Below are 21,154 nucleotides of genomic sequence, written 5' to 3'. Positions count from 1 at the left end.
GCGGGGCATGGGACTTTGGTTTTGATTTTGCCCTGAATTGTTTTCGTTCTTCGACTCTTCATACTCTTGGGAGGTGCGCCAATGCCGCTTACGCCATTGGACATACATAATAAAGAATTCGGAAGACGTCTTCGCGGTTACGACGAAGATGAAGTAAACGAGTTTCTCGATCAGGTCATCAAAGACTATGAGGCGCTTATTCGGGAAAACAAAGAATTGCAAAACCAGGCGTTGTCGCTTCAGGAGAAGCTGAACCATTTCTCCAATATCGAAGAAACGCTTAGTAAAACGATCATCGTCGCACAGGAAGCGGCTGATGATGTAAAAAGCAACTCCAAGAAGGAAGCTCAGCTGATTGTTAAGGAAGCGGAGAAGAATGCTGACCGGATCATTAATGAAGCTCTCTCCAAATCACGGAAGGTTGCGCTTGAAGTCGAGGAGCTCAAACAACAGGCTTCCATCTACCGCGCCCGTTTCCGTTCGCTGGTCGAAGCGCAGCTTGAGCTGCTGAGCCATAATGGCTGGGATTCGCTTGAAGGCAGAGACCGCTTACCCAATGAAGTGATCAATAATTCCTAGGCACGCACTCGCTGCTCTTGACAAACACGCTGGACTGGCGTATAAATGTGAATAATTAATCAACCAAATTCATTGACGAGAACGAGTAGACCATGCGTTTGCCCCCAGAGAATCCGATGATTGCTGTGAATCGGTGCGCAGAACGTGGTTGAAGATCATCTCCGAGAAGCTGCGCTGAATGCCCAAGTGGATAAATTGCTGACAAGACCAGATGTGCGAACAGCATCATTCTCCTCTTGCAAGCTGAACTTGCACTAAGCGCTGCCGGACTCCCCCCGTTACAAGGAATACGGATTTCTTAAAATCCGTAACAAGTGTCAAGCATGTAAGTGTGAGAAAGACAATGCCCGGCAAGGAAGCGGCATGTTGGATTCACTTTTATCATTATGCTTGGAACAAGGGTGGTAGCGCGAGCAGGTCCTCGTCCCTTTCCAGGGGATGGGGCTTTTTTTGTTGTCACAGCAGTCAGATTTTTCGTATGGTCTTTCAATGAATGTTTCAAATAAGAAAGGGGATCTGTATAGCATGCAGCGCGTAGATGTAAAGGAACGTGCAAGAGCCCGCGATATCCGGGTACTGGGCAGATGGAAAGCAGAACAGACATTTGAGCAATCGATTGAAAATCGTAATGGGAAACCTAATTTTGTATTTTACGAAGGTCCGCCGACCGCCAATGGCAAGCCGCATATCGGCCATGTGCTTGGACGGGTAATCAAGGATTTTGTTTGCCGCTACAAGACAATGTCCGGATACCGTGTTGTGCGCAAAGCTGGCTGGGATACGCACGGATTGCCTGTCGAGCTTGGGGTGGAGAAGCAGCTGGGCATCTCCGGCAAGCAGGAAATCGAGAAATACGGCATCGAAGCCTTTGTCAAAAAATGCAAGGACAGCGTCTTTGAGTATGAACGGCAGTGGCGTGATCTGACGGAAGCGATCGGCTATTGGACCGATATGGACAAGCCTTATATTACGCTGGACAACAACTACATTGAGAGCGTATGGCATATTTTATCCACGATTCATGGCAAAGGGCTGCTGTACCGCGGTCACCGGGTCAGCCCTTACTGCCCGTGCTGCCAGACAACGCTCAGCTCTCACGAGGTTGCCCAGGGCTATGAGGATGTGAAGGATCTCAGCGCAACGGTGAAATTCAAGCTGAGCGATTCCGGCGCCTATGTGCTGGCATGGACGACAACCCCTTGGACCCTTCCGGCGAATGTAGCGCTTGCCGTCAATCCGAAGCTGGACTATGTCCGGGTGAGAAAAGAAGGGGAGCTGTATATCGTCGCAGCGGGCCTTGTGGAAAGTGTAATGAAAAGCGGATATGAAATCGAGTCCACTGTAAAAGGGGCTGATCTGCTCGGCTTGAAATATGAGCCTCCATTCCGCTACGCCGCGCTGGATAACGGGCACTTCGTCATTCCTGGTGACTTTGTCAGCGATACGAGCGGTACAGGTATTGTTCATATTGCGCCGGCCCATGGTGAGGACGACTACAAAGTGGTCCGCCAAAATGGCGTCAGCTTCCTGAATGTGGTGGACAATGCCGGCCGCTATATGGACATGGTGACTGATCTGGCAGGCCGCTTCGTAAAAGATTGCGATGTCGATATTGTCAAGATGCTCAGCGAGCAGGGATTGCTGTTCTCCAAGGAGCGGTACGAACACAGCTATCCGTTCTGCTGGCGCTGCAAATCGCCGCTTATCTACTATGCAACAGAGAGCTGGTTCATTGAAACGACGTCGGTGAAGGAACAGTTGATCGCCAATAACAACAAGGTGGACTGGTATCCGGGGCATATCCGGGAAGGCCGGTTCGGCAAGTTCCTTGAGGATCTCGTCGACTGGAACATCAGCCGTAACCGTTACTGGGGAACGCCGCTTAATGTTTGGGTTTGCGACAGCTGCGGGGGACAGCATGCGCCTGGAAGCAGGGCGGATCTGGTTGCGCGTTCGGTAGAACCCATCTCTCCCGACATTGAACTGCACAAGCCCTATGTGGATGAAGTTAAGCTGAACTGTCCGCATTGCGAAGGCGGTGTGATGACCAGGACGTCTGAGGTTATCGATGTCTGGTTCGACAGCGGTTCGATGCCGTTCGCGCAGCAGCATTATCCGTTTGAGAATGAGGCGGCATTTGCGGATCAATACCCGGCAGATATTATTTGCGAGGGCATTGACCAGACGCGCGGCTGGTTCTTCAGCCTGCTGGCCGTATCAACGCTCTATAACGGCAAAGCTCCGTACAAGGCGGTTATTTCAACCGGACATGTGCTTGACGAGAACGGGCAGAAAATGTCCAAGTCCAAAGGGAATGTCATTGACCCGTGGGAAATCCTCGATGAATATGGAGCCGATGCGTTCCGCTGGGCATTATTGTCTGACAGCGCGCCATGGAACAGCAAACGCTTCTCGCGGGGGATCGTTGGCGAAGCCAAATCGAAAGTAATGGACACTATCGTCAATACTCATGCGTTTTTTGCCTTGTATGCGTCGATTGACGGATATGAGCCTTCCAAGCATCCATACCGGGAATCTTCAGGAAAGCTGGACCGCTGGATTGTGTCGAGGTTGAACAGCTTGATCAAGCAGGTGGAGAAGGGGCTTGAGGTGAATGATTTTCTCAACCCGGCCAAAGCCATAGAGGTCTTCGTCGATGAATTAAGCAACTGGTATATCCGCCGTTCCCGCGACCGGTTCTGGGGAAGCGGCCTGACGGATGACAAGCTGGATGCCTACGGGACGCTGCGGCATGTGCTGCTCACGCTGTCGCAGCTTATTGCCCCTTATGCGCCAATTCTCGCGGAAGACATCTACGGCAACCTGGGAGGCGGTACGGAAAGCGTTCATTTGGCCGATTACCCAAAAGCCGATGACTCCGCAATCGATGAAACCTTGGAGCGTGATATGGAGACCGCCCGTCAGATTGTCGAGCTTGCGCGCAATGTTCGGAACGAAACGGGGATTAAGACCCGTCAGCCGTTGTCCGAGCTCATTATCGCATTGGATCGAGAATTCGATCTAACAGCGTATGAAGACATCATCAAGGACGAAATCAATATCAAGACTATTGCAATTGCGAGCGGCGACAGCGGGTTTGTGGATTTCACCTTTAAGCTGAACCTGAAGGTTGCGGGTAAAAAATACGGCAAACTGGTAGGGGGCATTCAAGCCTATCTGAAGCAGCTGACGCCGGAGCAGACTCAAGCGGCGGTGCAAAGCGGGGAGCTTGTCTATCCCTCCTCCGAAGGTGAAACGTTGACTCTTGCACTCGATGAGCTGCTGGTTGAGAAACAGGCCAAGGCGGGCTTTGCATCCGCTTCGGGTTATCAGCTGACGGTGGCGATTAATACCGACATTACACCTGCGCTCGAACAGGAAGGCTTGGTCCGCGAAGTCATCCGTGCAGTTCAGGATACACGCAAGAAGCTGGATTTGCCGATTGAGAAGCGGGTTCATCTGACGCTTGACGTGGATGCCGAGCTAACGGCGGCGTTGAAGGCATTCGAATCTGTTCTGATGGAGAATGTGCTGCTGAGCGGAGTCGATTATGGAAGCGGCGAGGGAATGGAGCGGCTGAAGCTCGGCGAGAAAGAAATTGGAATTTTAATCGGCGGTTAGGGGCATCATAACCGGTGAATAACCGCATATGACTTAACGTTCATGCGAATGCTGCCGGCGAAGCGGCAAATGCCGCTTCGCCGGCAGCATCTGCATGGGCGTTTTTTTACTTGTTGCCTTGCTTATCAACTACCACGATCATACGGAGGGTTCAATATGACCGAGGAAACAAAAAGCTTGAACGCCATCCAGCATTCGATGGAAATATTGGACCGCCGGCTGGAGAAAGTCGCCGTGGATATGGAACGTTCGCAAATGGCGGATTACGTGCTGCTTCTTAATCGGCCGCTTTCCCTGATATGGCGCAATTTATTGGCCGGCATATTCCGCGGTGTCGGCATCGCGCTGGGATTTTCCATTTTTGCGGCGACGATTATTTATATCCTGCAGTTCCTTGGCGCCCTGAACCTGCCGATTGTCGGTGACTATATCGCTGATATTGTACGGATCGTCCAGCATCAGCTCGAAGGCAAGGTTTATTGACCTATCGAACCGCAAGTTCGTTTCCAGTTCTGTACATAAGGTTTAAGGCAGCTATTCCAGTCCGCTGTCTCCTTCATTGTTTTTCAGATAATCGTAATATTCCCGGTTTCGCACCACGCTGACGACTTTTCCGGTAATATCGGTAGCCAGAAAGCTCTCCAGCGGCTCTACATAACCGTCTGGTTCGCCCGCTTCAATACCCATTTCATCATAGGACTCGACGTCGCGGTTTTCGGACATGGCCGGAGAGTCGGAGTTTCCCCACTGCTCCACGATTTGCCAGGCGTCTTCCCCGTCAAAGCCATTGTACCCCTCATGCTCATCCATGCTGGAATGCCCGAAGGCAGGCGTGAGCACCTGCTCTTCTATGGGTCTGCGTTCTGATATCTCCTGCCTGGGCGAATGCTCCACACAATATAAGGTATCGGGCAGCGCCTGCAGCCGTTGATAAGGTATCGCTTCGCCGCACACCAGACAGCTGCCGTAAACGCCATTATCCATAGCCGTCAATGCCGCTTCAATCCGTTCCAGCCGAAGCTCCTCCTGCTCCAGGAGCGCCGTATCCTTGCCACGCTCATAGATTTCGCTTGCCACATCGCCGGGATGGTTATCGATCATCGACAATTCTCCGGTTTCATCCCGCTGGGAGTCGGCATGACCGTAATGGTCGCTGTCGTCAAGCCGCCGGGCAGTTTCATTCTTCTCCGCTTCCAGTTGGCCTCGCAGCATATTCAACTGATTCATCGTCAATGTATTCACGATTGCAGCCCCTCTTTTCCATTTGTATAGCTGTGCAGGATTGCCTTTAGCTTTCGCTGATATGACTGATTTTAGAGGTGGGCATCGCTGGGGCATTTGGCAAACGGGGGCAGGCGGGACCAATGAAGGATTCGCTGGTGGCAAATAGGTGGAATATGCTACAATGTTTGGGACAAGGGGGCATGATGTTTTTGAGATTATATTATTATTGGATCGCTTTATTCGTCTTTGTGATTGATTGGGTTACCAAACGGCTAATCGAGAATAATCTTGTAATCGGTGAAAGAATCAATGTGCTCGGCGACGGCTTTTTTATTATCACCTCCCTCCGCAACGAAGGAGCGGCATTTGGCATCCTCCAGCAGCAGCAGATATTGTTTCTCTGCATCACTCTGGTGGTTGTGGCCGGAATAGTCTGGTATCTCCAGAAGAACCGTCAGTCCGGCAAGCCCTTGTTACTGGTGGGCCTTGGCATGGTGCTTGGCGGGGCAGTAGGCAACTTCCTCGACCGTGCGCTTTATGGCCATGTAGTCGACTTTTTGCAATTTACCTTTGGTCATTACATCTTTCCGATATTTAACTTGGCTGACTCGGGTATCGTATGCGGGGTTGCGCTGATTTTGCTGGATGCCATTTTATCCATGAAGAATGAGAACGGAGATTCGAATGAACATAAAGAGCCTATCGAACAGGACAGACAGGATGGACAAGACGGACATGACAGCAAACAAGAGCATCAACCCATTCAATGATGAGCCGCTTGAGTTCACGGTTGACGAGAGTCAGACAGGACAGCGGCTTGATAAATATGTAACAGAAAGCCTTGAAGAAGGACTGGCATCACGCACGCAGGTGCAGGAATGGATCAGGACCGGTGCGATTCAGGTGAACGGACGGACGGTTAAAGCCAATCACAAGATTACAGCCGACGAGCATATCGCCATTGTCATTCCTGAACCGGAGCAAGCCGTAATCGATTCCGAGGATATCCCGCTTGAAATTGCCTATGAGGACAGCGATGTCATCGTGATCAACAAACCGCGCGGGATGGTCGTGCATCCGGCGCCAGGCCACTATTCGGGGACTCTCGTTAACGCGCTTATGTTTCACTGTACCGATTTGTCCGGCATCAACGGCGTTCTTCGTCCAGGCATCGTACATCGTATAGATAAAGACACCTCCGGGCTGATTATGGCGGCCAAAAATGATATGGCCCACGCTTCACTCGCAGCCCAGCTGAAGGACCATACCGTGACGCGCAAATATATCGCGCTCGTTCACGGCAAAGTGCCGCATGAGCATGGCACCATCGATGCCCCGATCGGGCGGGATCCGCAGGACCGCAAGCTGTTTACGGTCACCCAGAAGGGCAGCAAGCATGCGGTTACGCATTTTGCAGTCCTGGAGAGATTGGGCGAGGACTTTACTTTGCTGGAGCTGCAGCTGGAAACCGGCCGTACGCATCAGATCCGCGTTCATCTCAAATACATCGGCTACCCGCTGGCCGGGGATCCCATGTACGGACGCAACAAGACGATTGCACTCAAAGGGCAAGCGCTGCATGCGGCCGTTCTGGGCTTTACGCATCCCCGTTCCGGAGAGTATCTGGAGTTTTCTGCTCCTATTCCAGAGGACATTGAACATGAATTGATGATATTGCGGCAGCGTTAATGGTGAAAAGTGCAAACTTTTCACTATTTTCTTTATTATGTTTGTTCTGTCTGTAGGCTATGATGATAGCAATTCATACTATGCCGCGAACGGCCATAGAAAGGTGAGATTAAAGTCAGATGACACAAATTAACCACAACTATACGCAGCTGCAGGGCAGCTACCTGTTTTCCGAGATTGCCAAACGCCGCACCAAATTCACCCAGGAGAATCCGAATGCGCAAATTATCAGCCTGGGTATCGGCGATGTTACCCGCGGTTTGCCTGATGCTGTCGTGAAAGCCATGCACAAAGCCGTGGACGAGCTGGCTAGCCCCGATGCATTCCGCGGGTACGGTCCGGAGCAAGGATATGATTTTCTGATTCAGGCCATTATTGAGAATGACTACAAAGCGCGGGGCATCGATATCGCAACCAATGAAGTGTTTGTAAGCGATGGTTCCAAATGCGATGTAGGCAACATCCAGGAGATTTTCAGCCAGGATGCAGTAGTCGCGGTACAGGATCCGGTATATCCGGTCTACGTGGACACCAATGTCATGGCAGGCCGTTCGGGTCAATTCAATAAAGAAAAAAACCAGTACGAGAACATTGTTTATCTGCCATGCAGCTCAGAGAATGACTTTACTCCAAGCCTGCCTGACCGCAAAGTGGATTTGATCTACTTGTGCTATCCCAACAATCCGACGGGTATGACGCTGAGCAAGGAAGAGCTGAAGCGCTGGGTGGATTATGCCAGAGCGAACAACTGCATCATCCTGTATGATTCCGCCTATGAAGCGTTTATTCAGGAAGAGGATGTACCGCACAGCATTTATGAGATCGAAGGGGCGAAGGAAGTAGCCATCGAATTCCGCAGCTTTTCCAAAACAGCAGGCTTCACCGGCGTCCGCTGCGCCTACACGATTGTTCCGCGCGAACTGAAGGCCAAAGATGCAGACGGCAATACGCTGCTCGTCAATGATCTGTGGAACCGCCGCCACACAACGAAATTCAACGGCGTATCCTATGTGACCCAGCGCGGGGCAGAGGCGATCTACAGCCCTGAAGGCAAACAGCAAATTGCCGCCACCATCGATTATTACATGACCAATGCCCGTATCATCCGTGACGGACTGGCTTCGCTTGGCCTGGAAGTATTCGGCGGCGTCAATGCCCCTTATATCTGGCTCAAAACACCAAACGGCATGGACTCATGGGCATTCTTCGATAAATTGCTGTCCGAGGCCAACATTGTGGGAACTCCTGGCGTAGGCTTCGGCCAAAGCGGACAAGGCTACTTCCGTCTAACCGCTTTCGGCAGCCGCGAGAATACCGAGAAAGCCGTTGAACGCATTACGAAGCTCAGCCTGTAACAACTCTCATGTAAGGTATTGACATCATTTGTCGAACGTGGGATAATTCCTTTAATGAACAGTAGTACCTTTAATTCAGTCCAGAGAGGCTGTCAAGGTATCGTGAATAATGGAATGTTCCTCATGCAACCCGGACAAGAACCGCTGGCGGCTTTTTGCGCGCAGACGGCTCTTGTCGGAAAGAGAAGGGAACATTCATTTGAACGACTCCTTGCGACGGCCGCAAGGAGTTTTTTATTGTGACCGATCATCGCTTGGAGTCAGGGAGGCGGATGAAGCGTATGGATGGGCAGCACCGCATCATTATGGACGAAACTGCGATCCGCCGTGCTCTCACGCGTATCGCCCACGAAATCGTGGAAAAGAACAAGGGCATTGATAACTGTGTACTCGTCGGCATTCGTACACGCGGCATTTATCTGGCGCAGCGAATCGCCGAGCAAATCCGCGAGATCGAAGGCCTCCCTGTAGAGGTGAAGGGAATCGACATTACCCTGTACCGCGATGACAGAGGAACCGGCGGAAGGTCGGGTTCCGGCTCAGAGCAGTCAGCTTCATCCTTGGAGGTAAGCAAAGACGACAATGTCATCAGTGTGCAGGACAAGCGGATTATTTTGTTCGACGATGTGCTGTATACGGGCCGTACGATCAGAGCTGCAATGGATGCATTGATGGATTGCGGTAGGCCCCAGACGATTCAACTGGCGGTGCTGGTGGACAGGGGACATCGCGAGCTGCCGATCCGGCCTGATTATGTGGGCAAGAACGTGCCGACCTCCAAGCAGGAACAGATTCAGGTCTCGCTTCAAGAAGTGGATCATGAAGATAAAGTGACCATTATCCATTAAAGGGGGCAGGCTATAAGCATGAATGAAACGATAGTAAAACAGCGCAGTTTGCTGGGATTGAAGGATATGCCGCAGGAGGAAATAACCGAACTGCTGGAACGCGCCGCTTATTGGGAAGCCCAGCCCGACAAGCTAACCCCTGTGCTCCAGGGTAAATTTGTGGCCAATATGTTTTTTGAGAACAGCACCCGCACGAGATTCTCGTTCGAGGTCGCCCAGAAGCGTCTGGGAGCTGAAGTGCTGAACTTCTCAGCAGCGGTATCCAGTGTGCAAAAAGGCGAATCGATCTACGATACGGTGCGCACGCTTGAATCCATGGGGATTGATGCCGGGATCATCCGTCTGAAGCCGATCGGAGTGCTGGCGGAGCTGGCAACCCGAATCAAGGTGCCGCTGATTAACGCCGGGGACGGAAATAACGAGCACCCTACACAGGCGCTGCTCGATCTTTATACGATTCGCAAGGAGTTCGGTGAATTAAAGGGATTGACCGTTTCCATTATAGGCGATGTTCTGCACAGCCGGGTTGCCCGGTCCAACCTGTGGGCAATGAAGAAGCTTGGGATGAACGTACGGTTTTGCGCCCCGCCAGGCATGGCAGCTTCCGAGCTCGACGTTCAATATGTCACGATCGAAGAAGCGTTGAAGTCCGATGTGGTGATGATGCTTCGCGTGCAGCTGGAACGCCATGAGAACGGCGTGTTCCAAACAGCCGGGGAATATCGGGAGCAGTACGGGCTGACCGTAGAGCGGGCTGCGTCAATCGCGGATCACGCCATCATCATGCATCCGGCTCCGATCAACCGCGATGTGGAAATCGACGATGTACTGGTGGAGCATCCGAAGTCGCGGATTTTCCAGCAAATGCAGAACGGCGTAGCGGTCCGGATGGCCGTTATCGAGCGGGCGCTCGCTTAAGGAGCGGCTAATCAGATCGCATGCAAATGCCAAAAAGGAGAATTGAATAAATATGAGGTCCTTATGGATAGTAAACGGTCAAATATGGAATGAGAATAAAGAGCAGCTGGAAACCAGACATGTGAAGATTGAGAATGGCCTGATTGCCGCTATCGAAGACGGCGCAGCAGGGATTCCGGATACAGCTGGATATGAAGTTGTGGATGCGGCAGGAAAGCTGGTTTCCGCAGGATTGATCGACATGCACGTTCATCTGCGCGATCCCGGTTTTGAACATAAAGAAGATATCGCAACAGGCACCAGGTCTGCTGCCAAAGGCGGTTTCACAACGATTGCCTGTATGCCCAACACCCGGCCGGTTACCGACACGCCGGAAACCGTCAGGTACATTCTGGACAAGGCTGCAGCTGAAGGCGTCGTTAAGGTGCTGCCTTATGCGGCTATAACCAAGAACGAGCTTGGCCGCGAGCTGACCGATTTTTCAGCGCTGAAGGAAGCTGGCGCAGTTGGCTTCACCGATGACGGCGTGGGCGTTCAGAATGCGCAAATGATGAAAAACGCCATGGCGCTGGCAGCTTCCATGGACATGCCGGTTATTGCCCACTGCGAAGACGACTCACTCGTTGAAGGCCTGTTCGTCTCCGAGGGCAAATTCGCTGAACGCAGTGGCTTGAAAGGCATTCCCAACGAATCGGAGGCCATCCATGTCGGACGGGACGTTTTGCTGGCGGAATCGACAGGCGTCCACTATCATGTCTGCCATGTAAGCACCGAGCAATCGGTTCGTCTGATCCGGCTCGCCAAGCAGGTCGGGATTAAAGTAACTGCCGAGGTATGCCCCCATCACCTGGTTCTCTCGGACGAGGACATTCCGGGGATGGATGCCAATTGGAAAATGAACCCTCCGCTGCGGACACCCCGCGATGTCGAAGCGGTTATCGAAGGACTCGAGGACGGAACGCTGGACATGATCGTGACCGACCATGCGCCGCATAGTGCAGAGGAGAAGGCGCGCGGCATGCAGCTTGCGCCGTTCGGAATTGTCGGCTTTGAAACAGCTTTTCCGCTCCTGTATACGAAATTTGTGCAGACTGGCAAATGGACGCTGGGCTTCCTGCTCAAGAGAATGACAACTGACCCTGCGCGGGTATTCAGACTCAGCAGCGGCAGGCTTGAAGTCGGAGCGCCAGCGGATGTGACGATTGTGGATTTGGAGAACGAGCGGACGGTTGATCCGGAAAGCTTCGTTTCCAAAAGCAATAATACGCCGTTTGGCGGCTGGAAATTATCCGGGTGGCCCGTGCTGACCATTGTGGACGGATCTGTGGTTTGGTCGGAACTGTAACATAACAGAGAGAGACATACTCAACTTAGATCAGTGTCTCGCGTCTGATGCGAACCTATTCTTCTGTAAAGAGGAGCAGGAAAACGCTGAGGATGCGTTACAAGCAAAACTTTCAAACCTTTAGGAGTGATACGGATGCAAGCAAGATTGTTATTGGAAGACGGCACTTTGTTTACAGGCCTTGGCTTCGGCGCGGATGGCCAGTCGGCCGGCGAAGTCGTGTTCAACACCGGCATTACCGGTTATCAGGAAGTCCTTTCCGATCCGTCCTACTGCGGACAGATTGTCACGATGACGTACCCTCTTATCGGAAACTATGGCATTACGCGCAATGATTTTGAATCCATCAGTCCGTTTATCCATGGATTTGTTGTGCGCCGTCATGAGCCGGTTCCGAGCAATTGGCGCGCTGAATATACGCTTGACCGCTTGCTGAAGGAATATGGCATTATCGGCATCAGCGAAATCGATACCCGCATGCTTACCCGTAAACTTCGTCATTTTGGAACGATGAAAGGCATTCTTACGACCGGCTCCGAGCGGGTGGAAGAGCTGCAGGAGCGTCTTGGCCTGACTCCGCTGATGACCGATCAGGTGGCCCGCACTTCGACCAAAAGCATCTTCTCAAGCCCAGGTGAAGGCGAGCGGATCGTATTGATCGATTACGGCGCAAAAAGCGGAATTCTCCGCGAGCTGACCAAGCGCGGCTGCGACGTCATCGTCGTGCCGCAGGACACGACGGCTGACCAAATCCGCCGTCTGAAGCCTGACGGCATACAGCTGTCCAATGGCCCCGGGGATCCCAAGGATGTCCCGCATGCGGCTGAAACCATCAAGGAGCTGCTGGGCGAATATCCGATGTTCGGCATCTGCCTGGGTCACCAGCTGTTCGCACTGGCCTGCGGCGCGGATACCTCGAAGCTGAAATTCGGGCACCGCGGCGGCAATCACCCGGTCAAGGAGCTGGCAACCAACCGCTGTTACATTACCTCGCAGAACCACGGTTATACCGTGCTTGAAGACTCAGTGAGCGGCACTCAGCTGGAAGTGACGCACATCAACAATAATGACCGTACGATTGAAGGATTGAAGCATACGCAGTTCCCGGCTTTCTCGGTTCAATATCACCCGGAGGCAGCGCCAGGTCCATTCGATTCCAGCTACCTGTTTGATGAATTCCTGCAAATGATCCGCACCTATAAAAAAGACAACCCACAGAGACCGCGTCAGGCACAACTTGCGGAGTCATTGAGAGGAGAGCTGCAGTATGCCCAGAAATAATGAACTCAAAAAAATTCTCGTCATCGGTTCCGGACCCATCGTCATCGGACAAGCGGCGGAGTTTGACTATGCGGGCACGCAGGCCTGCCAGGCGCTGAGAGAAGAAGGCTTCGAGGTTGTGCTGATCAACAGCAATCCGGCAACAATCATGACTGATACGAATATGGCCGACAAAGTATACATCGAGCCGATTACGCTTGAATTTGTTACCCAAATTATCCGCCAGGAGCGTCCGGATGGATTGCTGCCGACGCTTGGCGGACAGACCGGCCTCAATATGGCGGTCGAGCTTGCCCGGGCAGGTGTGCTGGAGCGGGAGAATGTCAAGCTTCTCGGCACTCAGCTGACGGCCATTGAGAAAGCCGAGGACCGCGATCTGTTCCGCAATTTGATGCGTGAGCTGGAGCAGCCGGTACCGGACAGCGTTATTGTGACAACGGTGCAGGAAGCGGTCGATTTCGCCAATGAAATCGGTTATCCGATTATCGTACGTCCGGCCTACACGCTGGGCGGAACAGGCGGCGGCATCTGTCACAGCGAAGAGGAATTGCTAGAAATCGTAGCCTCGGGTATCCGCTACAGCCCGATCAGCCAGTGTCTGGTCGAGAAATCGATCGCCGGCATGAAGGAAGTTGAATATGAGGTTATGCGCGACGCGAACGACAACTGTATCGTCGTGTGCAACATGGAGAACTTCGATCCGGTAGGCGTTCATACGGGTGATTCCATCGTTGTGGCGCCAAGCCAAACCTTGTCCGACCGTGAATATCAAATGCTGCGCTCGGCTTCGCTGAAAATCATCCGCGCCCTGAACATTGAGGGCGGCTGCAACGTACAATTCGCACTTGATCCGCACAGCTATCAATATTATGTCATCGAGGTGAATCCGCGCGTCAGCCGTTCATCGGCTCTGGCATCCAAAGCGACCGGATATCCGATCGCCAAGATGGCAGCCAAAATCGCAATCGGCTATACGCTCGATGAAATCGTCAATCCCGTCACAGGCCAGACCTACGCTTGCTTCGAGCCGACGCTGGATTATATCGTATCGAAGATTCCGCGCTGGCCGTTCGATAAATTCCTGTCCGCGAACCGCAAGCTGGGTACGCAAATGAAAGCGACCGGCGAAGTGATGGCGATCGGCCGCACATTCGAGGAATCGATTCATAAAGCGGTCCGGTCACTTGAAATCGGCGCGCACCGCATTCATCTGAAGGATGCGGCTGGACTGTCCGAGGAGACGCTCCGCACGCGGCTGGAGAAGCCCGATGACGAGCGGATGTTCCTTGTAGCAGAGGCCTTCCGCCGCGGATACGCGCTTCAGGATATTCAGGATTTGACCAAGATCGACTGGTGGTTCCTGGATAAAATCGAAGGCATCGTCCGCTTCGAGGATGAACTGCGCCGCGCTGAAGTACTGACCTATGAGCTGCTGTACCAGGCCAAGCGCAAGGGCTTCTCTGACCGCTCCATTGCGGAAATCCGCATGGAAGGCAATCACAGGGATCTGGCCAATGAGCATGATGTGCGCAAATTCCGCAAGGAACAGGGTCTGAATCCCGTTTACAAAATGGTAGATACCTGCGCGGCGGAATTTGAAGCAACCACGCCTTATTATTACTCGACCTATGAAACAGAGAATGAAGTCATCCAGACCTCCAAGGAGAAAGTGCTTGTGCTTGGTTCCGGTCCGATTCGGATCGGTCAGGGCATCGAGTTCGATTACTCCACCGTACATGCCGTGTGGGCCATTCAAAGCGCCGGCTATGAGGCGGTCATCATCAATAACAACCCGGAGACGGTTTCTACGGACTTCTCGACTTCCGACCGCTTGTACTTCGAGCCGCTGTTCTTCGAGGATGTCATGAACGTCATTGAGCAGGAGAACCCGATCGGCGTCATCGTGCAGTTCGGCGGCCAGACCGCAATCAATCTTGCGGCTCCGCTCACCAAGGCCGGCATCCGCATTCTGGGCTCGGATCTGGAAAGCATTGACGCGGCGGAAGACCGCAAGAAGTTCGAAGCGCTGCTGCGCAAGCTGAATATCGCCCAACCGGAAGGGAAGACAGTCATCTCCGTCGGCGAGGCAGTCGAGACCGCCCAAGGACTCGGTTACCCGGTTCTGGTACGCCCGTCCTACGTGCTTGGCGGACGCGCCATGGAAATCGTCTATTCCGATGAGGAACTGCTCATGTACATGGAGCAGGCAGTAAAAATCAATCCGGAGCATCCGGTCCTGATCGACCGTTATATGCTCGGCAAGGAAGCGGAAGTCGACGCGATCTGCGATGGCGATACCGTGCTGATTCCGGGTATTATGGAGCATGTCGAGCGTGCAGGCGTCCATTCCGGCGACTCCATTGCGGTATATCCTCCACAATCTCTGTCTGACAGGCTGAAGCAGCAGATGGTCGATATTACGATTAAAATCGCCAAGGAGTTCAAAGTCATCGGACTTGTGAACATCCAGTTCGTTATCTACCAGGACGAAGTATACGTTATCGAAGTCAATCCGCGTTCCTCGCGTACGGTGCCGTTCTTGAGCAAAGTGACGAACATTCCAATGGCCAACCTGGCGACCAAAGCCATTTTAGGCGAGAAGCTGATTGATCTGGGTTACAGCGAAGGCTTGTGGCCGGAAGATGACTTTGTTTCGGTAAAGGTGCCGGTGTTCTCGTTTGCGAAGCTCCGCCGCGTTGACCCGACACTGACGCCGGAGATGAAATCGACCGGAGAAGTGATGGGCCGCGATCAGCAGTATGCCAAAGCGCTGTACAAAGGTCTGATCGGCGCCGGTATGCGAATTCCGCCAACTGGCGCGATCATCGCGACGGTGGCTGACAAAGACAAGCCGGAAGCGCTTGAAATCCTGCGCGGCTTCTACGATCTTGGCTACAACATTATTGCCACGGGCGGAACGGCAGCATCGCTCAAAGCCGCAGGGCTTCGCGTGAAAACCGTCAACAAGCTCAGCGAAGGCTCGCCGAACATCCTGGATCTGATCCGCGATGGACAGGCGCATTTCGTGGTCAATACACTGACCAAAGGCAAGACACCGGAGCGTGACGGCTTCCGCATCCGCCGTGAAGCGGTGGAGAACGGCGTTGTCTGTATGACTTCGCTGGATACCGTCCGCGCGCTGCTGAATATGCTCGAGACGATTAACTTCTCATCCCGTCCGATGCCGGTTCTGCAGAAATAAAAGGCCATAAAAGCCTGCCCACAAGCAGGCTTTTGCCATGCGTTCGCAAAATTTCGGAGGTGGGTTCATGATTAAGCTGTCTCGTGAGGAAGCGGCAGGGCGCATTATGGTAGCCCTTGATTATCCCGATGCCGCCGCAGCCGAAGGGCTGCTTCGCAGTCTGGAGGGTATTCCCTGCTACATGAAAGTGGGCATGCAGCTCTTTTACGCCGCCGGCCCGGACTTTGTAGCGGGACTGAAGGAGCGGGGCTACCGGATTTTCCTGGATTTGAAAATGCATGATATCCCCAATACCGTCAAAGGCGGGGCGGGCAGCATCACGAAGCTTGGGGTTGATATTTTCAATGTACATGCAGCCGGGGGCGTCCGGATGATGGAAGCTGCCCTTGAAGGGGTGGATGCGGCATTTGACAGCGCCGGCAGCCAGAAGCGTCCTGCGGTTATTGCGGTCACTCAGCTGACCAGTACAAGCCGGCTTACGCTCAATGAGGAAATCGGCATTGGAGGAAGTGTCGAGGATGCCGTTCTGCGTTATGCCCGGATCGCCAAACAGGCGGGACTCGACGGCGTAGTTGCGTCGCCGCAGGAAGTACAGTCCATCAAAGCCGCTTGCGGCGCGGCTTTTCAAACGATCACACCGGGCATCCGTCCGGCAGGCGCGGACGTCAATGATCAATCACGGATTATGACGCCGCGCGAAGCGCTCGAAGCAGGAACTGATTATATGGTAATTGGCCGTCCCATTACGGCTGCTCCCGATCCGCGGGAAGCGCTTGAATCCATTCTGAGGGAGATGCTATAAGATGACGATACCTTTATTGGAAAAGCTGCCTGTTGAAATTGCCAAAGCTTTGCTGGAAATTAACGCGGTGATGCTGCGCCCCGCAGATCCCTTCACCTGGACGTCGGGATTGAAATCGCCGATCTACTGCGATAACCGCTTGACGATGTCCTATCCGGAAATCCGTGACAGGATTGCGGAAGGGTTCGCAGCCGTTATACGGGAGCGCTACCCGGACTGCGAGGCTGTTGCCGGGATCGCGACAGGCGGAATTCCGCATGCCGCCTGGGTGGCTCAGAAGCTGAACCTCCCGATGCTGTATGTGCGGGACAAAGCCAAGGGACACGGCAAGACGAACCAGATTGAAGGCCATTTCACGCCAGGCCAAAAGGTGGTCCTGATCGAGGATCTGATCTCCACAGGCGGCAGTTCTCTCAAAGCGGCTGTAGCGGTGCGGGCTGCGGGCTGCGAGGTACAGGGGGTTATCGCCATCTTCACCTATCAGTTCCAGCTGGCAATTGATGCTTTTGCCTCTCAACATATTACGCTGGATACGTTATCCAACTATACGGCATTGATCGAAGTGGCCGTGCAGAGCGGCGCGGTGCAGCAGAGCGAAGTGGAGCTGCTGCTCGAATGGCGGGAGAATCCGCAAGCCTTCGGGCAATAAATGACGCTTAAACATAGCAGAGAACATGGGAATCATCCATGTTCTCTTTTTTTTTGAATTATAAGAAAGTATAAAATTTGACCTTTACTTTGCTTATTATATGTTTGAGAAAGAAACTAACGTTGCCGCCAAAAAGACGGCAACGTTAGTTTCTTCTTCATTCAATTGGTTCAAATCCTATAAACCTGTGTAATAAGTAAAAACGCTTCTGCATACAATAGCTTATCCACCCAATAGAAACTGATAATGAGAGGGAAAAACGATATGAACAACACCTATTTTGAACATTTATTTGAAACTACAGGCGACTTGCTTTACCGTGTACGCATCTACGACCGGGAGCTAACGAAGGTTGACGAAATCATCGAAATGGATGAAACCTACAGCATGATCGAGAGAAAGCTGAAAAAAATGGACAATGACGCCTGGAAGGAACGGGCTGCCCATAAGCTCCAGCAAATGAAGTACAGGCTGGTTACGATGATGGAGGATTTATTATTTACCGCCTAATTTATGGATCGTAATAAAATGCTTGCCAAACCGTTTATGGGATAGTAATATGTTACATTAAACGGAAGGGTTTCTAGGGCTCCGCCACCGGGCGAACCGAGCGAAACCAGGCAAAGGACGATAGTCATGCTACACCGTAGGGATAAAAGACCTTCGGCAAGTTCCGCCTCACTTATCGTGGGCGGCGTTTGCGGAAGGTCTTTTTTGCTATTTTATAAAAAGGGGGCGGACGGACAATATGATCGCTTTGCGAACCAATGGATTATGCAAGACGTTCCGGGTGAAACGGAAATCGGCTGGTCTGAGCGGAAGTATCCGATCCTTATTCAGACCGGAGTGGGAGGAAAAGCAGGCAGTGGGCGGCATCGACCTCATCGTTCATGCCGGGGAAACGGTCGCTTTTCTCGGCCCTAACGGGGCAGGCAAATCGACAACCATCAAAATGCTGACTGGCATCCTTCATCCCACCTCGGGAAGCGCGGAAGTGCTCGGCTTCACGCCGTGGCGCGACCGCTCCCGGCTTTCGTACCGGATCGGCGCTGTTTTCGGCCAGAAATCGCAGCTGTGGTACCATCTGCCGCCGATTGATACGTTTGATCTGATCAGCCGGGTTTATGAGTTGAACAGAAGCGACTACCTCGCAAGACGCGCAGATTTGATTGAACGCTTTGAACTGGGGCCGTATCTGTATACGCCGGTCCGCAAGCTGTCGCTTGGCGAGCGAATGCGCTGCGAAATCGCGGTCACCTTCCTTCACCGACCGGAGCTGCTGTTTCTGGATGAGCCGACCATTGGGCTGGATGTTGTGGTTAAGCAGCGCATTCGCGAGCTGATCAGGCAGTGCAACCGCGAGGAAGGCACGACGGTGTTCTTGACCTCCCATGATGCGGGCGACGTTGAGGAGCTTTGCGCCCGGGCGGTAGTCATCCATCATGGCGGCATTCTGCTGGACGCGCCTGTGGAGAAATTGAAGCGCGACGTCATGAACAGCAAGACGATCGTATTAACATTGGCCGCATCCCATACGGGATCTATTCAGCCGGCGGTAGCAGGAGCAAGCCTGGTCTATGCTGAAGGAAGACGGATGAAGCTGGCTGTGGATCTGCGGAAAACCGATATTGAAACCGTGCTTGGCGCTCTGCTTACGCAGGTCAGGCTTGAAGATGTGACGATAGAAGATCCGCCGATGGAAGAGATTATTAAGCATATTTACGGGATGAGTGCGGCTGGGACGGGAGGGGAAGAGGGCTAATGAGCGGACGATTGCTGAAGTGGCAGGCCAAAAGCTTGAAGGCGGGAGCGGTTTCCCGGATAACCGTGCGCCAGCAGCTGGCGTACAAGTCTGATTTTGCGATGCGCGCCATTTTTCTGCTGATCATTCTCTATGTTTTTACCCAGCTGTGGTCGGCAGCTTACGAAGGGGATAGCGAGCGGGTTATCTCCGGCTTTACACTCAAACAGATCGTCTGGTATCTGGTGTTCACCGAGGCGTTGACCATGGCGGTTCCTTCCCTTTGCCTGCGCATCGAGGAAGAGGTGAAGAACGGCGATATTGCGATCCGGCTTATTCGGCCGCTGTCTTATGTGGGCTATCATTATATCTCCTATATAGCGGAATCCGTCTTTCGCTTTGCTGTTCATCTGGTGGTAGGCAGCATGATTGCCTGGACATTCGTCGGCGTGCCGTCATTCGGTCTTGGATGGCTCGGTTTTCTGTCTCTTAGCTTAGGTTCGCTTAGCCTTGCCTTCCTGCTTAATGCTGCGGTAGCTTTAACGGCTTTCTGGGTGGAGGAAACCCGGGGAATGGAGTTTGTCCTGCAAAAGCTGCAGTTTACGGTAGGCGGCATGCTGCTGCCCATCGATTTGATGCCGGAGTGGCTGCAGCGGGTTTGTGCATGGCTGCCCTTCCAGGCAGTCTTGTATTTTCCCGCCCGGACGGCCGTCAATTACGAGCACGCGCCCATACTGCAGCAGTTTGCCATACAAGCAGCCTGGATATCCATCTTGGCGGCTGTTGTGATCTTCATCTATCGGAGAGGGGTGGCGAAGCTTCATGTCAATGGGGGATAGGGCAGATAACCGAAGAGCAGGCGGTTCAATTCTGTCAAACATACGTTTTCTGCTGACCTGCTGGAAAGTGAATTTTGCATCGGCGATGGAATACCGGATCAGCTTTTTCCTCATGGCCGGGATGATGTTTGTGAATAACTTTATGTGGCTGTTTTTTTGGAGCCTGTTCTTTAACCGGTTTCCGGCTGTCAATGGCTGGGATCTTAATGATGTGATGATGCTGTGGGCTGTCGGTGCAGGCGGCTTTGGATGGGCCAGCATGCTGTTCGGCAACTTTCACCGGATTGCGTCAATTGTCGCCGCAGGTCAACTGGATGTCTACCTGTCGCAACCGAAGCCCGTGCTTCTCCATGTCATTGCAAGCCGGATGTCGCTTACTGCGATAGGCGATTTTGCTTTTGGCATCGTGGTGTATCTGCTGGTGGGCGACCATACAATTATCGGGGCGCTGCTGTTTACAGTCGCTATGCTTATCAGCGGTGTTTTATTCATGGCGGTCATGATTATTGCCGGCTGCTGCTCGTTCTTCATGGGAAATTCCGAGGGGATTTCGCAGCAGGTATTCAACGGGTTTCTTGCGCTCACCACCTATCCTTCGGATATTTTTCGGGGATTGGCCAAAATGCTGTTGTTCTCGCTGGTTCCTGCCGGTTTCATCAGCTATTTGCCCATAGGCATGCTGAAGCATTTCGACCCTTTGTTTGCATTCAGCGCCATAGCTATTACTGTTCTGCTGTTTGCTGCAGCGGTTGTGTTTTTTCAAATCGGTCTGCGCCGTTATACATCAGGCAATGCCATCGCCATGCGGGGCTGATCCTTCAACGGGAATGCCATTTCCTTCATCCGGATCGAACAGCGTTCGGGCCGCCGTCAACATGACGGCGGCCTTTGTTCAAATCTAAGCAACGTATAAAACGTTCCCATGATTTGCTTAGATTTCTAATGGAAGAAACTAACTGTGCTTCCAAAAGGAATGCACAGCCGTTTATTCTTGATGTCTGCTATGTTCAAATATCCGCGTATTTAAGCGATAAATCCATAATTCAAGAAATTTATGTGGT

General features: G+C 52.7%; 18 protein-coding genes and 1 other annotated feature. Of the genes, 17 read left to right on the top strand and 1 reads right to left on the bottom strand.

Annotated features, from left to right (window positions below; genetic code table 11):
* Positions 1 to 81 precede the first annotated feature (81 nt).
* The 3 genes from AC0YNV_RS10875 to AC0YNV_RS10865 all read left to right on the top strand — a co-directional run bounded on the left by AC0YNV_RS10875 (position 82) and on the right by AC0YNV_RS10865 (position 4,683).
* Entirely contained in the window at positions 82 to 579 is a 498-nt protein-coding gene (locus AC0YNV_RS10875) for a DivIVA domain-containing protein (protein ID WP_210046556.1), read from the top strand.
* A 63-nt stretch (positions 580 to 642) separates the two neighbouring features.
* Positions 643 to 1,011: a binding site (T-box leader), on the top strand.
* Positions 1,012 to 1,104: 93 nt separating this feature from the next.
* Complete coding sequence (ileS, locus tag AC0YNV_RS10870) at positions 1,105 to 4,200, top strand: isoleucine--tRNA ligase (RefSeq protein ID WP_475768119.1); 3,096 nt, start codon at positions 1,105 to 1,107, stop codon at positions 4,198 to 4,200.
* A 198-nt stretch (positions 4,201 to 4,398) separates the two neighbouring features.
* Positions 4,399 to 4,683 carry a DUF5665 domain-containing protein gene (locus tag AC0YNV_RS10865; RefSeq protein WP_379114353.1) on the top strand — a complete coding sequence of 95 codons (285 nt, stop codon included), beginning with the start codon at positions 4,399 to 4,401 and terminating at the stop codon, positions 4,681 to 4,683.
* A 51-nt stretch (positions 4,684 to 4,734) separates the two neighbouring features.
* On the opposite strand, the gene AC0YNV_RS10860 is transcribed toward AC0YNV_RS10865, so the two are convergent.
* The gene (locus AC0YNV_RS10860) at positions 4,735 to 5,442 is read right to left on the bottom strand and encodes a TraR/DksA C4-type zinc finger protein (RefSeq protein ID WP_475768118.1); all 708 of its coding nucleotides are present in this window, start codon (positions 5,440 to 5,442) and stop codon (positions 4,735 to 4,737) included.
* A 185-nt stretch (positions 5,443 to 5,627) separates the two neighbouring features.
* Between AC0YNV_RS10860 and lspA the strand changes: the two genes are divergently transcribed.
* From lspA to AC0YNV_RS10790, 14 genes are all read left to right on the top strand, one after another.
* Complete coding sequence (gene lspA / locus AC0YNV_RS10855) at positions 5,628 to 6,194, top strand: signal peptidase II (protein WP_475768418.1); 567 nt, start codon at positions 5,628 to 5,630, stop codon at positions 6,192 to 6,194.
* Complete coding sequence (locus AC0YNV_RS10850; RefSeq protein WP_475768117.1) at positions 6,160 to 7,113, top strand: RluA family pseudouridine synthase; 954 nt, start codon at positions 6,160 to 6,162, stop codon at positions 7,111 to 7,113. The genes lspA and AC0YNV_RS10850 overlap by 35 nt, the downstream gene beginning before the upstream one ends.
* A 119-nt stretch (positions 7,114 to 7,232) precedes the next feature.
* Positions 7,233 to 8,468, top strand: a complete 1,236-nt coding sequence (locus AC0YNV_RS10845) for an LL-diaminopimelate aminotransferase (protein WP_475768116.1) — start codon at positions 7,233 to 7,235, stop codon at positions 8,466 to 8,468.
* A gap of 281 nt (positions 8,469 to 8,749) precedes the next feature.
* The gene (gene pyrR / locus AC0YNV_RS10840) at positions 8,750 to 9,316 is read left to right on the top strand and encodes a bifunctional pyr operon transcriptional regulator/uracil phosphoribosyltransferase PyrR (RefSeq protein ID WP_475768417.1); all 567 of its coding nucleotides are present in this window, start codon (positions 8,750 to 8,752) and stop codon (positions 9,314 to 9,316) included.
* Between the two features lie 18 nt (positions 9,317 to 9,334).
* Entirely contained in the window at positions 9,335 to 10,234 is a 900-nt protein-coding gene (locus AC0YNV_RS10835; protein ID WP_475768115.1) for an aspartate carbamoyltransferase catalytic subunit, read from the top strand.
* A 52-nt stretch (positions 10,235 to 10,286) separates the two neighbouring features.
* Complete coding sequence (locus tag AC0YNV_RS10830; RefSeq protein ID WP_475768114.1) at positions 10,287 to 11,579, top strand: dihydroorotase; 1,293 nt, start codon at positions 10,287 to 10,289, stop codon at positions 11,577 to 11,579.
* A 135-nt stretch (positions 11,580 to 11,714) separates the two neighbouring features.
* On the top strand, positions 11,715 to 12,860 hold the full coding sequence (carA, locus tag AC0YNV_RS10825) for a glutamine-hydrolyzing carbamoyl-phosphate synthase small subunit (RefSeq protein WP_475768113.1): 1,146 nt from the start codon (positions 11,715 to 11,717) through the stop codon (positions 12,858 to 12,860).
* Positions 12,847 to 16,062, top strand: coding sequence for a carbamoyl-phosphate synthase large subunit (carB, locus tag AC0YNV_RS10820; RefSeq protein ID WP_475768112.1), 3,216 nt, complete (start codon positions 12,847 to 12,849; stop codon positions 16,060 to 16,062). The genes carA and carB overlap by 14 nt, the downstream gene beginning before the upstream one ends.
* A gap of 67 nt (positions 16,063 to 16,129) precedes the next feature.
* Complete coding sequence (gene pyrF / locus AC0YNV_RS10815; RefSeq protein WP_210046546.1) at positions 16,130 to 16,864, top strand: orotidine-5'-phosphate decarboxylase; 735 nt, start codon at positions 16,130 to 16,132, stop codon at positions 16,862 to 16,864.
* Positions 16,865 to 16,871: 7 nt separating this feature from the next.
* On the top strand, positions 16,872 to 17,513 hold the full coding sequence (gene pyrE, locus AC0YNV_RS10810) for an orotate phosphoribosyltransferase (protein WP_475768416.1): 642 nt from the start codon (positions 16,872 to 16,874) through the stop codon (positions 17,511 to 17,513).
* A gap of 264 nt (positions 17,514 to 17,777) precedes the next feature.
* A complete protein-coding gene (locus tag AC0YNV_RS10805; RefSeq protein WP_475768111.1) occupies positions 17,778 to 18,023 on the top strand; it encodes a hypothetical protein in 246 nt (81 codons plus the stop codon).
* Positions 18,024 to 18,261: 238 nt separating this feature from the next.
* Entirely contained in the window at positions 18,262 to 19,275 is a 1,014-nt protein-coding gene (locus AC0YNV_RS10800) for an ABC transporter ATP-binding protein (RefSeq protein WP_475768110.1), read from the top strand.
* Positions 19,275 to 20,093: an ABC transporter permease gene (locus tag AC0YNV_RS10795; protein WP_475768109.1), complete on the top strand. Its 819-nt coding sequence runs from the start codon at positions 19,275 to 19,277 to the stop codon at positions 20,091 to 20,093. The genes AC0YNV_RS10800 and AC0YNV_RS10795 overlap by 1 nt, the downstream gene beginning before the upstream one ends.
* Positions 20,077 to 20,907 carry an ABC transporter permease gene (locus tag AC0YNV_RS10790; protein WP_475768108.1) on the top strand — a complete coding sequence of 277 codons (831 nt, stop codon included), beginning with the start codon at positions 20,077 to 20,079 and terminating at the stop codon, positions 20,905 to 20,907. Before AC0YNV_RS10795 ends, AC0YNV_RS10790 begins: the two co-directional genes overlap by 17 nt.
* Positions 20,908 to 21,154: the final 247 nt, after the last annotated feature.

The organism is Paenibacillus sp. JT31N11, from assembly GCF_056269285.1.
This window is presented reverse-complemented; position numbering and strand designations above follow the sequence as displayed.